13 protein-coding genes are annotated in these 14,265 nt (G+C 61.7%); 6 read left to right on the top strand and 7 right to left on the bottom strand.

All coding sequences use genetic code 11. The annotated features are described in order from the left end of the window. Positions 1–24: 24 nt before the first annotated feature. The 3 genes from ACP7B3_RS01845 to ACP7B3_RS01855 all read left to right on the top strand — a co-directional run bounded on the left by ACP7B3_RS01845 (position 25) and on the right by ACP7B3_RS01855 (position 3,605). Positions 25–1,380 carry an aspartate aminotransferase family protein gene (locus tag ACP7B3_RS01845; protein WP_369302858.1) on the top strand — a complete coding sequence of 452 codons (1,356 nt, stop codon included), beginning with the start codon at positions 25–27 and terminating at the stop codon, positions 1,378–1,380. 190 nt (positions 1,381–1,570) lie between these two features. Beyond that, positions 1,571–2,239, top strand: a complete 669-nt coding sequence (locus ACP7B3_RS01850) for a haloacid dehalogenase type II (protein WP_145160721.1) — start codon at positions 1,571–1,573, stop codon at positions 2,237–2,239. A 40-nt stretch (positions 2,240–2,279) separates the two neighbouring features. Then, the gene (locus tag ACP7B3_RS01855; RefSeq protein ID WP_145160723.1) at positions 2,280–3,605 is read left to right on the top strand and encodes an NAD(P)/FAD-dependent oxidoreductase; all 1,326 of its coding nucleotides are present in this window, start codon (positions 2,280–2,282) and stop codon (positions 3,603–3,605) included. A gap of 167 nt (positions 3,606–3,772) precedes the next feature. Here ACP7B3_RS01855 and ACP7B3_RS01860 read toward each other — a convergent pair whose 3' ends face one another. From ACP7B3_RS01860 to ACP7B3_RS01880, 5 genes are all read right to left on the bottom strand, one after another. Next, positions 3,773–4,165 carry a helix-turn-helix domain-containing protein gene (locus ACP7B3_RS01860; RefSeq protein ID WP_426177490.1) on the bottom strand — a complete coding sequence of 131 codons (393 nt, stop codon included), beginning with the start codon at positions 4,163–4,165 and terminating at the stop codon, positions 3,773–3,775. Between the two features lie 270 nt (positions 4,166–4,435). Next, positions 4,436–5,881, bottom strand: coding sequence for an aldehyde dehydrogenase family protein (locus ACP7B3_RS01865; RefSeq protein WP_242196682.1), 1,446 nt, complete (start codon positions 5,879–5,881; stop codon positions 4,436–4,438). Positions 5,882–6,027: 146 nt separating this feature from the next. After that, positions 6,028–6,873: a GNAT family N-acetyltransferase gene (locus ACP7B3_RS01870; protein ID WP_145160727.1), complete on the bottom strand. Its 846-nt coding sequence runs from the start codon at positions 6,871–6,873 to the stop codon at positions 6,028–6,030. Then, a complete protein-coding gene (locus ACP7B3_RS01875; protein WP_426177493.1) occupies positions 6,870–8,054 on the bottom strand; it encodes an NAD(P)/FAD-dependent oxidoreductase in 1,185 nt (394 codons plus the stop codon). Before ACP7B3_RS01875 ends, ACP7B3_RS01870 begins: the two co-directional genes overlap by 4 nt. Then, the gene (locus ACP7B3_RS01880; RefSeq protein WP_145160731.1) at positions 8,044–9,180 is read right to left on the bottom strand and encodes a DSD1 family PLP-dependent enzyme; all 1,137 of its coding nucleotides are present in this window, start codon (positions 9,178–9,180) and stop codon (positions 8,044–8,046) included. Before ACP7B3_RS01880 ends, ACP7B3_RS01875 begins: the two co-directional genes overlap by 11 nt. A gap of 95 nt (positions 9,181–9,275) precedes the next feature. Here ACP7B3_RS01880 and ACP7B3_RS01885 point away from each other — a divergent pair, with 95 nt between their 5' ends. Next, positions 9,276–10,160 (top strand): LysR family transcriptional regulator, encoded by an 885-nt coding sequence (locus tag ACP7B3_RS01885; protein ID WP_426177495.1) that lies wholly within the window; start codon positions 9,276–9,278, stop codon positions 10,158–10,160. Positions 10,161–10,168: 8 nt separating this feature from the next. Here ACP7B3_RS01885 and ACP7B3_RS01890 read toward each other — a convergent pair whose 3' ends face one another. Both ACP7B3_RS01890 and ACP7B3_RS01895 read right to left on the bottom strand, forming a co-directional pair. Beyond that, on the bottom strand, positions 10,169–10,882 hold the full coding sequence (locus tag ACP7B3_RS01890; protein WP_426177497.1) for a cupin domain-containing protein: 714 nt from the start codon (positions 10,880–10,882) through the stop codon (positions 10,169–10,171). Between the two features lie 22 nt (positions 10,883–10,904). Beyond that, positions 10,905–11,756 carry a GNAT family N-acetyltransferase gene (locus ACP7B3_RS01895; RefSeq protein ID WP_426177499.1) on the bottom strand — a complete coding sequence of 284 codons (852 nt, stop codon included), beginning with the start codon at positions 11,754–11,756 and terminating at the stop codon, positions 10,905–10,907. 499 nt (positions 11,757–12,255) lie between these two features. Between ACP7B3_RS01895 and ACP7B3_RS01900 the strand changes: the two genes are divergently transcribed. Both ACP7B3_RS01900 and ACP7B3_RS01905 read left to right on the top strand, forming a co-directional pair. Beyond that, positions 12,256–12,924, top strand: coding sequence for a haloacid dehalogenase type II (locus tag ACP7B3_RS01900; protein WP_017478856.1), 669 nt, complete (start codon positions 12,256–12,258; stop codon positions 12,922–12,924). A gap of 21 nt (positions 12,925–12,945) precedes the next feature. Further along, entirely contained in the window at positions 12,946–14,220 is a 1,275-nt protein-coding gene (locus ACP7B3_RS01905) for an NAD(P)/FAD-dependent oxidoreductase (RefSeq protein WP_262209550.1), read from the top strand. The last annotated feature ends 45 nt before the right edge of the window (positions 14,221–14,265 follow it).

Below are 14,265 nucleotides of genomic sequence, written 5' to 3' on the forward strand. Positions count from 1 at the left end.
ATCCATAGCTTAGGGGGGGTTTAAATGAGCAACTCAAATATCCGGGCTGTCCGTGGTGACATGCCTAACGGCTTCAACCCTGCCAACGCCGATCGCCTGGACCCTGCTGCACGTGAACATATTCAGCGTCGGATCGATTTGCTGGGGCCCGCCTATCGGTTGTTCTACAACGAGCCGGTGGGGGTTGTGCGTGGCGAAGGGGCTTACCTGTACGATAAGGACGGCAACGAGTACCTGGACGCCTACAACAACGTGGTGTCGTTGGGGCATTGCCATCCGCGCGTTATCGCTGCGGTCACTGAACAGATGAATAAGCTGTGCAGCCACACTCGGTACATGCAGGACGGCATTCTTGACTACGCCGAACAGCTGCGCGCCACGGCGGACGGAGAGATGGCCGCCGAAGGGCACTTGATGTTCACCTGCAGTGGTTCGGAAGCCAACGATCTTGCCATCCGCATTGCACGGCATCACACCGGCAATACGGGCGTCATCGTCACCGCCGAGGCCTACCACGGCAACTCGGCGACCGTGGCAGCCTTTTCGCCGTCGCTGGGTATCAATGCCAAGCTCGACCCGTTCGTGCGCCGGGTGCCTGCTCCGGACTCCTATCGCATCCCACGTGAAGCACTGGGCCGCTATATGGCCGACCAAGTGGCGGCGCAGATCCGCGATATCCAACGCCATGGGGGGGGAGTCGCGGCGTTCATTGCCGACTGCCTGTTTTCGTCCGATGGCCTGTTCTGTGATCCGGTCGATGTATTCGGGCCGATCGCCGAGGTGGTGCGCAAGGCGGGAGGCCTGTTCATCGCCGATGAGGTCCAGTCGGGGTTTGGTCGCAGCGGCACGCATTTCTGGGGGCATCAACGCCACGCGGTGGTGCCGGACATCATCACCATGGGCAAACCCATGGGCAACGGCTACCCAGTGGCGGGATTGATGGTGCGTCCGGAAGTGGTCGCAAGTTTCGGTCGCGACATGCGCTATTTCAATACGTTTGGCGGCAACAGCGTCGCGATCGCGGCCGCTCAGGCGACGCTGGATGTCATTACCGAAGAGCAGTTGATGGCCAACGCCAACCGTGTGGGCAGCCTGATCATGGCGGGTCTCAACGACCTGGCTGCCCGGTACGAGCAGATTGGCGACGTGCGAGGCACCGGCATGTACTTCGCGGTCGAGCTGGTAAAGGACCGGGCCAGCAAAACGCCGGACATGCAGACCGCTTTGCGCCTGGTCAACCATCTGCGGGACAAACGCGTGCTCATTTCTGCGACCGGACCCGATGCGAGCATTCTGAAAATTCGCCCGCCCTTGATCTGGACAGCAAGGGAGGCGGGTCGGCTGCTGGACGCCTTGGAAAGCGCTTTTGCCGAGTTGTAAAGCCCACCCCGGCGCCTCGATAAAGCTGCTGGGGTGTGCCTTTAAAACGGTGGTTTGTACCAAGTAACCCTGCGTTTAAGCGCTTATGCACGGCCTCATGGTGATGTAATAAATTCATGAGGGCCGGATGCTCGGCACCCCACAGCGGCTTGCGCCGTAATGACCTCAGCACTGATTAAGGACCGCATTCATGAGCGTTCTTCGCCCCAAGTACATTACCTTCGACTGCTACGGCACATTGACCAACTTCAAAACCGCAGCCCTGACGCGCGATCTGTTTGCCGATCGCATCCCGGCTGAGCGAATGGACCAGTTCATCAAGGACTACGCGGCCTATCGCTTGGACCAGGTCATGGGTGACTGGCTGCCTTATGACCAGATTCTCAAGATAGCCTTGGCGCGCACGTGCAAGCGTTGGGGCATCGAATACCGCGACGAAGGCCAGGTGTACTACGACGCCGTGCCGACCTGGGGACCGCATCCCGACGTGCCGGCGGGTCTGGCGAAAATCGCCGGCAAGATTCCCCTGGTGATTTTTTCCAACGCCATGGACGAACAAATCATGTCCAACGTCGACAAGCTCGGCGCACCGTTTCACAAGGTCTTCACCGCCCAGCAGGCCCAGGCCTACAAACCACGTCTGGCGGCTTTCGAGTTCATGCTCGATAACCTGGGCTGCAGGCCGGAGGACGTGCTGCATGTTTCATCGAGCTTTCGCTATGACCTGATGTCGGCCCACGACATGAAGATCAAGCACAAAGCCTTCGTGGCCCGGGGGCATGAACAGCCGGCCAATGCAGCCTTCGGCTACCACCAGATCCCGGATATCGGCGGGCTGGCCGGACTGGTCGGGCTTTAGCAACAGGTCACTCTTCTGATCCCATTTGGATAACTAGAACATGCCAGCACCCTTAATTCCCGTGCATACCTCTGCCGATCTGCCGGCAGAGGCTGATGTGGTCGTGATCGGCGGCGGTATCATCGGCGCCTTTACCGCCTATTATCTTGCCAGACGCGGCATGAAGGTCGCCCTGGTCGAAAAGGGCCGCATAGGCGCCGAGCAATCAAGCCGTAACTGGGGCTGGTGCCGTCAGCAGAATCGCGATGCGCGTGAGTTGCCGATGGCCACCAAAAGCCTTGAACTGTGGGAGCAATTCGCCGCGCAAACCGGTGAGCAGACCGGTTTTACGCGGTGCGGCTTACTTTACCTAAGCAACAACGACGAGGAGCTGGAAGGGTGGGCGCGCTGGGGCGAGTTTGCGCGTACGGTCAACGTGCAAACCCAGATGCTCACCGCCGAGCAGGCCGCAGAGCGTGGCAGGGCGACTGGCACGTCTTGGAGGGGTGGGGTGTTTGCGCCCACCGATGGCATAGCCGACCCTTCCCGCGCAGCCCCCGCGGTCGCATGCGCGATCATGGCACTGGGCAGTAGCGTGCACCAGGATTGCGCCGTGCGGGGCGTCGAGACCGAAGGCGGTCGATTGTCGGCGGTGATCACCGAAAAAGGCACCATACGCACCCGGCTCGCGGTGCTTGCCGCCGGCGCCTGGGCTTCGTCGTTCTGCCGCCAATACGGTATTCGGTTCCCGCAAGCGACGATTCGTCAGACCGTTCTTTCGGTCACCGCTCCGAGCCAGGAAATTCCCAGTGCGCTGCATACCGCTGGCGCGTCCATGACCCGCCGCTTCGATGGCGGTTACACGCTGGCGATCAGCGGACGAGGTCGAGTCGACATCACTCCGCAGTTGCTGGGGTTCTCTACGCAATTCTTGCCGATGTTTCAGCGCCGCTGGCGCAACCTTGCGCTTGGGGGGCTGGAAGGCTGGCACGCAGGCCACGAAAGCTTGAAGCGCTGGCGCCTGGACCAGCCCACGCCGATGGAGAGAATGCGCATTCTCGATCCAAGCGCTGATGCCTCGACAGTTGCGTTGACTTACAAGCGCGCGGTGCAATTGGTGCCGGCTTTGCAAGGAACGTCGATCAAGGCGTCCTGGGCCGGCTATGTGGACAGTACGCCGGACGGTGTTCCCGGTATCGGCGAAATGGCCAGCCTGCCAGGGTTGGTGATCGCGGCAGGGTTCAGCGGGCATGGTTTTGGTATTGGTCCGGGCGCGGGTCATCTGATTGCCGATATCGTCAGCGGTATGACCCCCATTGTTGATCCGCGTCCTTATCACCCAGACCGTTTTCAGACGTCCGCCTGGGGTAAGGTGGCGGACTTTTGAGTTGAAGCCGTTTTGTTGAAATGTATTGAGAACGCGCCTTCGCGTTTCAAGTATCCGCTGGAACCGTTTCTTGTGCGAAATGAACACCACCCGTCGACCGCCATTGACCGCGTTCTTTTTTATTGCAGGCTGAATTCGGCTTGTTGGCCAGGCTGTTCAGCCCGTGATTAGCGTCCGTCGCTATCGAAGAAACTGGCTCGAATTTTGTCAGCCAGCGCCATCAATGGTTTGGCATATTGAGCGATCACTGCTTCAATCGACTTAGGGGTCGATACGCTGATATTCAATATGTGGTCCTGATAATTACGTATGCCAAGTGGCGTGGAAATGGCCACAACTTCGGCCTGCCAGGAAGCAGCGCAATACCCTCGGAGTCGCACGCTTTCGCAGGCGTCAGCAATCTCCGTTTCCTCGTACACCAGCATGCCGCTGCGGATAAGCGTCTGGGTCAGGCGACTGGTCGTGGACTTGGACAAACCTGTACGTTCGCTAATCTCGCCATTCCCCAAGTACTCCGGGCTTTCAACAATGACGTCGGCATGAGCGGTGAGGTGCAACAAGCCTAATCGGAGTTGGTCGGTTTCGGCCCCTATGCGATCACTGCGTGCGAAGCACAGGAATTTGGCAACCTGGGCCGCGCCAAGGATCTCAACTCTTAGAGTATCGCCGCCTTGGCCAGGTGCATATCTGCCTACGCCATGTATGGGGTGCCAGGGGTCGAGTGTTCGAATCACTCCGTCCCAACCATATAGCTCAATGACTTAGCCCAAACGGTAACGCTTGGGCTTTTCCATGCCTGCAAAATTAAGCCCTCGCCACAGGCCCATGACTCATTCACCAAATCCAATAATAGCTTTGGTTTCCAAATACTCCTCAAACCCCTGCACGCCATACTCCCGACCATTCCCTGAGCGCTTGTAGCCACCAAACGGCGCCATCGGATTCCACGCGGGGTAGTTCAGGTGCACTTGGCCCGCACGAATACGCGACGCCACGGCACGTGCCTGCGTCAAGTCGTGGCCCTGAACGTGGGCGCCCAAACCGTATACCGTGTCGTTGGCGATGGCGACGGCTTCATCCACCGTCTCATACGCAATGATGCACAGCACCGGGCCGAAGATTTCTTCCTGGGCAATGCGCATGGCGCTGTTCACGTCGGAGAAAACCGTGGGGCGGGTATAAAAACCCTTGTCAAAACCCAGCACACGCCCAGGCCCACCGCACACCAGTTTCGCACCCTCGTCGAGGCCTGCCTGGATCATCGCCTGGACGCGATTGAACTGGGCTTCGTTGGCGATGGGCCCCAATTGCGTGTCTTCCGATTGCGGGTCGCCAACGATGAGCGCATTTGCAGTCGCCGCCGCCAGGGCCTCGACCTCGGCCAAACGGTTTTTTGGCACGATCATGCGGGTCGGAGCGCTGCACGATTGCCCGACGTTGCGAAACGCGGACATCACCCCCAGCGGTACGGCCTTGGCGAAGTCGGCGTCGGGCAGCAACACATTCGGCGACTTGCCCCCCAGTTCCTGGGTGACGCGTTTCACCGTAGGGGCTGCCGCTTGGGCAACCAGCGCGCCTGCGCGGTTGGAGCCGGTGATTGAGATCATATCGATATCCGGATGTGCCGCCATGGCTGCGCCAACCTGGGCACCGCTTCCATTGACGAGGTTGAACACCCCGGGCGGCAGGCCTGCGTCATGCACCAGTTGTGCAAACAGCAGGGCACTCAGCGGCGACAGTTCGCTGGGTTTCAAGACCACGGTGCAGCCTGCGGCGATGGCCGGGGCGACTTTGGCGGTGATCTGATACAACGGCCAGTTCCACGGCGTGATAAGACCGCAGACGCCTATGGGCTCGCGCTGGATGGCGGTACCGCCTTCCACCGTCTGGAAGCGATAGCTGGACAGCAAATCACGAGCGACCCGAACGTGTTCGGCCGCCAACGGCACTTGCATTGCCCGAGCGAAGCCGATGGCGGCGCCCATTTCCAAGGAGAGCGCCTGTGCAAGCTGCTCTTTGCGCTCAAGGATAAGCTCGTGGATTTTCCCAAGCACCAACGCCCTGGACGCCGCGGGCGTTGCAGACCAACCGGCGAACGCCGCACGTGCTGCCGCAACGGCACGATCCACATCCTCGGCAGACCCGCTTGCGACCTGTGCAACCACCTCCTCATTGGCCGGGTTGACCACCGGCAAACTGGTGGCAATGGTCGGGGAAACCCAGCAGCCGTCGATATAAAGCTGCTGAGACGTTTTGTTCGAAGCGTGTATGGTCATCCAACTGGCTCCCTGGAGCGGCAATAGGCGCTGCGAACAGCAAGGCCCGGTGTCTCGCTAAGCTAGCAAAAGGTTTCAGCCCGAAGATGCCGTTATTCAACGCTGCAAGGGATAATCTGCTGAATCTGGCAGGCTGGCTTTGCGACCTAGCCGATTGCTTGCGTCACCAGCGCAAACTGGTTGATGCCGCCGCTTGATTGCGGGGGCACACCCCGTACCATTCGCGGCGCTTTGTCGACGCATGGCAGCCCCAGGCTCTCCAGCCAGTCGGCCAATCCGCAGGCGGTGGGAATGTCGAAGCGCACGAACTGACCCGGGATCAACCGCAGCAGGTGAGTGATCAACTGTTGGGCCTGTTCCTGATTGTGTGCAACGACAGGACCCACGATATGGCCCCGACCAAATCGGCGGAGCAGGGCGCAACCATTGAGTTGCCCTTCGACCTCAATGCCGACCACGTGCTCGGCCGTAGACAGCAGGTCGTTGAGTACCTGGGTGCGGTCCAGGCCGCTGCCGGCATTGGCCAGTTCGATCACCGTGGGGTAATCAGCCAGGCTCAATACGCGACAGTGCGCATGCCGGGTCAACGGCATTGGTGCCGGAGCGTGCGGTACGCCCTGATGTTGCTGAATGTGCGCAAAGTCGACGAAGCCCAGGCTGGTGTACAGCGGCGCCCCTGATTCGGTTGCGTTGAGGATCGGCGTACGCGGGCCCGTAGCGTCCAGGCACAGGTTCATCAGCTGGCGCCCGATGCCTTTGCCTTGGTGTTGATCACTCACAATCACCAGACCGATGGAGGAATAAGCCCCCTGATGGCAGGCGAACGCCACGCCCACCAGCTTACCCTCATGTTCGGCGACAAAGCCTTCGGACGTGCGCTGCACCATCGCCCAGTCTTCCTCGCGGTGAGGCCATTTCAGGTGCACGGACAGTGCGTGGGCGGCGGGCATGTCGGCGGCGGTGACTGTGCGATAAACGTAGGAGTGGCTCATATCAGTTTTCCTGTAGTGGGGGCGTTTGCAGGCACCGTAGAAGGTTGGGTAAACCGCCGGATATCGAAGGGGCTGATCAAGGTGCTGGTGCTGCCGGTGCTGATCAGCTCGGCCATTACATCCCCCACGCCCGGGCCGAGCTGGAAGCCGTGCCCACAGAAGCCGAAGGCATAAAACAACCCGTCCACGCTGCCGCTCGGGCCCATCACCGGCAGGGAGTCCGGGGTGTAGCTCTCGATACCGCTCCACACACGAATGATGTTCAGCTTCTCGGCCCCCGGTAACAGTCGCCGCATTTGGCGCATCTGGTTGAGCAGGCTTTCGGGTTTGAAAAACGCCCGTCGGTTGATCATGTCCGGCGTACAGCGGTTGCCGCCGCCGATGATGATGTTGCCGCGCGGGATCTGGCGGAAGTAGATCACCTCTTCCTTGATTTTGGTGAACACACCGATCACGGTCGGCAAGGCGTAGGGCACCGGTTCCGTGACCGACATCTGCGGGCCGTTGGGCTCCAGCGGTACCGGCTCACCAAAGCGCTCGGACAAGCGGGCAGCCCAGGCACCGGCTGTAATCAACAGCTGCTCGGCGACGAACAACTGCCCGTCGGTGGTGGTGACCTGGAATAAACCATTGACCTTTTCCACGTCGGCGACTTCGGTCTTTTCCTCGATTCGTGCCCCGAGACGCCGGGCTGCACGGGCAAACGCCGGCGCTGCGAGGCGCGGGTTGGCGTGACCATCGTGAGGCGCATAGGAGCCGCCTTTCACCTCTGGGCCGAGGAAAACAAAGCGCCGGTGCAGCTCGGCGCCGCGATAGATTTTCAAGTCCAGTTGCGCGGCTTCCGACGCGGCGGCGTAGGCCTCAAGTTCAGCGATTTCATCTTCGCGATAGCACACGCGCATGTGGCCACTGGGGATGAACTCCAGGTCGTCATCGATCAGCTCGGGCAGGCGTTTCCACAGCGCCCAAGAACGATTGGCCAGCTCCAGTTGCCCCAGGTAGCGGCCCTGGCGGCGCACGTTGCCGAAGTTCACACCGCTGGCGTACTGACCGATCTGGTCGCGTTCCAGCAGCGTGACCGAGCAGCCGCGCCGCCGCAGGAAAAACGCCGACGAGGCGCCCATGATGCCGCCACCGATAATCAGCACCTGGCTTTTCGAACCTGATTGATTACCAGCCATGGAGGCGGCTCCAGATGTGTACGCCGCCTTTGGCGTCCACGGCGTGATAGTCCGGGAACTGCGCGCCGGTGGCGCAGGCATGGTTGGGGAGGATGCGCAGCCGGCTGCCGATGGGGAAGCGCGTAACAAGGTCGTCAATGGCGGCGGTGCCCAGGGTGACGATGCCATGTTCCTGGTTGGCGCCCGTGACCAGCGCACCGTCGATCCAGTCGCCGGCTTCGGTACACACTTGGCCATAACCGAAGTCCTGGCGCTGGCGCTGTGTGCCACGGTCACGGCTCATGGCCATCCAGCCGGCGTCAGTAATGATCCAGCCTTTGTCCGGCTGATGGCCGATCACCGTGGTCAGTACGCTGAGTGCCAACTCGTCGGCCTGACACACGCCAATGTTACGCATCACCAGGTCAAAGAACACATACACGCCCGCCCTCACTTCGGTGACACCGTCCAGGTTCAGGGCCGAGAGGGCCGTGGGGGTTGAGCCGATACTGACCTCGGCGCACGCCAGCCCGGCTTCGCGGATGGTGCGGGCGGCGCTGACGCAGAGGGCACGTTCCTGTTCGGCCAGCGCCTGCAGGGCTTCGAGGGTGTCCAGCTCGTAACTGGAGCCCGCGTGGGTCATCACCCCCCGCAGGCGCATACCGCCGTCGTTGAGCAGGTGCGCCACCTCAATCAGCACAGGGTCTTGCGCGGCCAGGCCTGAGCGATGGCCGTCGCAATCGATCTCGATCCATACGTCGAAGCGTTCGTCATGTTGCTGTGCGAACGCGACGATGGCGCGAGCGCCTGAGACGCTGTCGGTGAGCAGACTCAAGTTGCAGCCTCTGCGCCGCAGGGCCAGGGCCTGAGGCAGTTTGCCCGGCGCTATGGCAACGGCGTAGAACACATCGCTGATGCCTGCGGCGAAACAACGCTCGGCCTCTTTGAGGGTGGAAACCGTGACGCCGCTGGCGCCTGCGTCAATCTGTGCCTGGATCACCGGCAAGCACTTGCTGGTTTTGATGTGCGGGCGCAAACGTACGCCAAGGGTGCCCATGCGCTCTTGCATACGCTGGATGTTGTGCTGCATTCGCGTAAGGTCGATGAGTGCGACAGGTGTGTCTAGGGAGGCAATCTGCATGGACATGGCGGAACTCGAGTGACTGGGTACAAGCGGCACTCTACTCAGCTGTCCTTAAGTTGTGGTTCAATCATGACTAATCAATCATTAAGTAAAATTGAATGATTTCTATCGAAGACCTGCGTCTGGCCGTCACCCTTGCGCGCTCTGAATCACTGAGCGCTGCGGCCCGAGCCCTGAACGTCACTCCGCCGGCGCTCTCCATGCGCCTGCGTAAACTGGAGACCTTCCTGGGGCTGACCCTGGCCAATCGCGACGCCCGACGCCTTAGCCTTACGGCAGATGGCGAGCGGTTCTCGCGAGAAAGTGCGCTGCTGCTGGAGCAGCTCGAAGCGCTGCCGGAGTCCTTCAGGCAAAAGGACGAAACGCTGGTGGGCACCTTGAGGTTGGCGGCGCCATTTGGCTATGGTCGGCAGCGAATCGCACCGCTGTTGGCGCGTTTTGCCAGGATGCACCCCCAGCTGTGCCTGCACCTGGATCTGCGCGAGACCCCCTGGCCTGATCGTCATGACAGCGATGCGGTGATTCACATCGGCCATCTCAACGACAGCCTGTGGACGGCGCGGTCGCTCACGCCAAACGAGCGTTGGCTATGCGCGAGCCCAGCCTACCTGCAAGCCCACGGTGTACCGTCATCACCGGACGAACTGGCGTCCCATCGCTGCATTTGCATTCGTGAAAATAATGAGGACGTTACGCTCTGGCACCTGCGCAAGGGGCAGGGCCGCAAGACGCTGCGCGTGGAGCCAGCGTTGCTGAGCAATGATGGAAGCGTTGCCCGGCGATGGGCCGAGCAAGGCTTGGGGTTGGTGTTGCGTTCGCAGTGGGATGTCAGCGACGCCGTTGCCAGCGGCAGCCTGGTGCGCGTGTTGGCAGACTGGAGTTTTGACAGTGCGCCGATCATCCTCCTGGTGCCGTCGCGAAAGCTTCGCAGCCCGCGCGTCCAGGCATTGGTGGCGTTTATGGAGGAGGCGCTGAAAGCCTGATTTGCGCCTTATTTCACGGCGTAGACCTTGCGTACATACACCGTGCTGTTCCAGGCACACGGCGCACCTTTGGCCACGAATACCGTGTCGCCACGGTTGACCGTCACCGCAACTCCCTCGTCGTCTTGCAGCGTGACGCTGCCTTCGAGCAGGTGCATCAATTCATGCAGTTTGTGCGGGCGGCCGTGGCGGGCGTAGGGCGTCGAGTCCCAGATGCCGATGCGCAGCTCAGTGACCTCATCATCGAACAGGTTGAACGCGCGGCACTGCGGGGTAGGGCCGATCAGGATCTGTGGTTCGGGCGCGGCGGAGGGATTGAGCAGGGTATGCGGGGCAAGCAAGGTCAGGCCCGGGCGCGCCGGAGCATTGGCTTGGTCGACGGCGCAGAACGCCCATTGGCTGCCTGCGCTCGCCTGCACTGTAAGGCGTGTGCCACGACCGATCACGGCGCTGCTGCCGACCCCCAGCTCCAGTGTCTGGTCTGCGCTGCCGAGCAGCACATGGCCTGCGTGTACCACCAGTGTTTCGCTGTGGGGGAAGCCTTCGATCACGGCTTCGCCGCTGAATGTCACCAGCCCTGCGGACACGCCATCATCGCCCAGCCAGGCGAGTTGGCGGGTGTCGCCGAAGGGGTCCAGCGCGCTCAAGGCGCCGGTATTGAAAGACGTGGCAACGCGGCTGCCGTCGGCGCGAGCCAACAGCAGGATACGGGGAGATGACATGGGGAATGCTCCGGGAGGAAAGTCAGCCGATCGCCTGAGTGATCAGGGCAAAGGGGTGTACGCCGTGGCTGGCCCGGGGCGGCGTGCCCAAAGCCATCTGCGCGACGGTGTCGATGTTCTTCAGCCCGGCGCTTTCGAGCCAGTCGCTGAGGCCGCAGGCGACGGGAATGTCGATGCGGACAAAGGCATCCGGCACCTGGGCCAGCAGTACCGCGATCAAGTGCTTGGCCTGATCGATGTTTTCGGCAACCACCGGGCCGATGCAGCGCCCACGACCAAACGGCCGCAGCAGGGCGAAGCCGCGTAGCTGGCCATCGCGCTCGATGCCCACCGCGTGTTCCACCTGCAGGTCGCGCAGTACTTCGCGGCGGTCCAGGCCACTGGCGGCTTTGGCCAGCGCGAGCAGGCTGGGGTGGTCGTCGGCGTGCAGGGCGCGGCAGGTTTCGCCATCGGCCAGTCCCGGCAGGGCGGGCACCAACGCCTGGCCCTGATGCTGTTGCACTCGCCCAAATTCGACGAACCCCTGGCTGGTATACAGCGGGGCGCCGGCGAGGGTGGCGTTGAGGACCGGCGTGCGCGCATCACAGGCGGCGAGGGCTTTTTCCATCAAACGACGGCCGATGCCCTGGCCCTGGTAGTCATTGCTCACGATCACCAAACCGATGGTGGCGTAGTCGCCCTGGGGGCAGGTGAAGGCGCTGCCGATCAGGCGCTCGCCATCCATCACCACGAAACCGTCGCTGACACGTTGCAACATGGCCCAGTCTTCCAGGCGGTGCGGCCATTTGAGTTGCACCGACAAGGTATGGGCGGCCGGCAGGTCGGCCGCGGTCATGGGGCGGTATACATAAGCAGGGTGTGGCAGGGCGGACATGGCGAGCCTCCATAGAGCGTATTGTTCAGCACGAGGATGCTTGTATCCCACCTGTTTTAGAGGCTGGCAAGTGGGTCGGGAATATTCGGCAGATTCCTTGGGCTGTGTGTTGCGCGGCCACAGTTACTACTTAATTGGGGTAGGGGGGCAGCAGCAAATGCCAAGGGTGTTTTCCGGGTACATCTCCATAGCGTGGTCACGGCCATGCAAGCAATCCCGGCCAGCCACACTTTCTGCCGCCCCCACCCCCGTCCTTAAGCCGTTCTGCCCCTCAAAGCCCCCTAAAAGCGCACAAACACAGGCCCTGCCCAAGCCTGGCGCGCACCGCAAAGTCTGCTGAGCCCGGCCACCAAAACGGTGGTTTGTATTGAGCGAAGGTCTTTTTAGACGGCATATGCTGATTTCACAGTGGTGTAATGAACCTGTGCTGCAACGAGGCGGAGCCGCCGCCAGGGCAGTGAACGCTTGTCACACTCAACGAACTTCAGGACCGCACTCCATGAGCTTTCTTCGTCCCAAATTCATTACGTTCGACTGCTACGGTACGCTGACCAACTTTCATATGGGCACCATGACCCGCGAGCTCTTCGCCGATCGCATCACCCCTGAGCAGATGGACCAATTCGTCAAGGACTTCTCGGCCTACCGCCTCGACCAGGTCATGGGCGACTGGCGCCCCTACGACGAAATTCTCAAGACCGCCCTGGCCCGTACCTGCAAGCGCTGGGGTATCGAGTATCGCGAGGAAGGCCAGCTGTATTACGACGCCGTGCCGACCTGGGGCCCCCACGCGGACGTGCCGGCCGGCCTGTCGAAGATTGCCGACAAGATTCCCCTGGTTATCTTCTCCAATGCCAGCGACAGCCAGATCATGTCCAACGTCGACAAGCTCGGCGCGCCATTCCACAAAGTATTCACTGCCGAACAGGCCCAGGCCTACAAGCCGCGCCTGGCCGCCTTCGAATTCATGCTCGATAACCTGGGTTGCGGCCCGGACGACATCTTGCATGTGTCTTCCAGCTTCCGTTATGACCTGATGCCGGCCCATGACATGAAGATCAAAAACAAAGCGTTCGTTGCCCGTGGCCACGAAGTGCCAGGCAATGCGTTTTACGGTTACCAGCAGATCACCGATATCGGTGGGCTGCCAGCGTTGGTCGGTCTGTAACAGCACACCAAGGGGTAAAGCATGGGCAGTGAATCCTATTGGCTCGACACCGCACCGGCGTTCACCGGTGCCCAACTGGGCAGCTTGCCCGGGCAGGTCGATGTGGCTGTGGTAGGTGGTGGCTTCACTGGCCTGGCGGCGGCGCGTGCGTTGGCGAGCAAAGGGGCGAGTGTGGTGGTGCTCGACGCCGGCCGTGTGATCGGCGAGGCCTCTGGGCGCAACGGTGGCCAATGCAACACCGGCGTGGCCCAGGATTATGCCGGGCTGCACGCCAGCCTCGGTGCCGCCAAGGCGCGCGCCTATTACCAGGCCTATGAAAGCGCGGTGCAGACCGTCGTTTCGTTGGTCGAGCAGGAAGGGATTGCCTGCGACCTGGTGCGCAACGGCAAGCTCAAGCTGGCGGCCAAGCCCCTGCATTACGAAGGCCTGGCCCGCACCTGTGAGCTGATCCGCCAGGAGGTGGATGCCGATGTCGCGTTGCTCAGCGCCGAACAGACCCGTGCAGAAGTCAACTCGACCCAGTTCCACGGCGGCTTGCTGCAGCGCAACGGCGTGCAGATGCATGTCGGTCGCTTCGGGGTTGGCCTGGCCGAGGCGGCCGCGCGGCGCGGCGCGATGATCTACGAGCACACTACCGTCAAGGATTGGAAGGCCCAGGCCGGTGGCTATCAGGTCAACACCGCCAAAGGCTCGCTGCACGCCGGGCAAGTGCTGCTGGCCACCGGCGCCTGCCAGCATGGCGACCTCGGTTGGTACCGTCGGCGCATTGTGCCGGTGGGCAGTTTTGTCATCGTCACCGAAGTCTTGTCCCAAGCGTTGATCGATCAGTTGCTGCCGCTGCGCCGCGCCTACGTGACCAGCCGCATGATCGGCAACTATTTTCGCCTGACCCCGGACAACCGCCTGCTGTTTGGCGGGCGTGCCCGGTTTGCCATGTCTGACAGCGTCTCCGACGCCAAGAGCGGCAAGGTGCTGCAGGCGGCGATGCTGAACATGTTCCCGCAGTTGGCGCACGTGAAGATCGACTACTGCTGGGGCGGCCTGGTGGACATGACGTCCGACCGCCTGCCCCGCGCCGGCCAGCACGGCGGCGTGTTCCATTCCATGGGCTATAGCGGCCATGGCGTGCAGATGTCCGTGCACATGGGCCAGGTCATGGCTGACGTCATGGCGGGCAACGCGGCGGCCAACCCGTGGGGTGAACTGGAATGGCCGGCGATTCCCGGGCATTTCGGCAAACCCTGGTTCCTGCCGTTCGTGGGCGCCTATTACCGTTTCCAGGACTATTTGCACTGAGTTGCCGTTGTTGCGTGACCGTCGTTTGCGTTTCCAGGACGCTCC

Source organism: Pseudomonas sp. TWRC1-2 (assembly GCF_049896685.1).
GTDB lineage: Bacteria > Pseudomonadota > Gammaproteobacteria > Pseudomonadales > Pseudomonadaceae > Aquipseudomonas.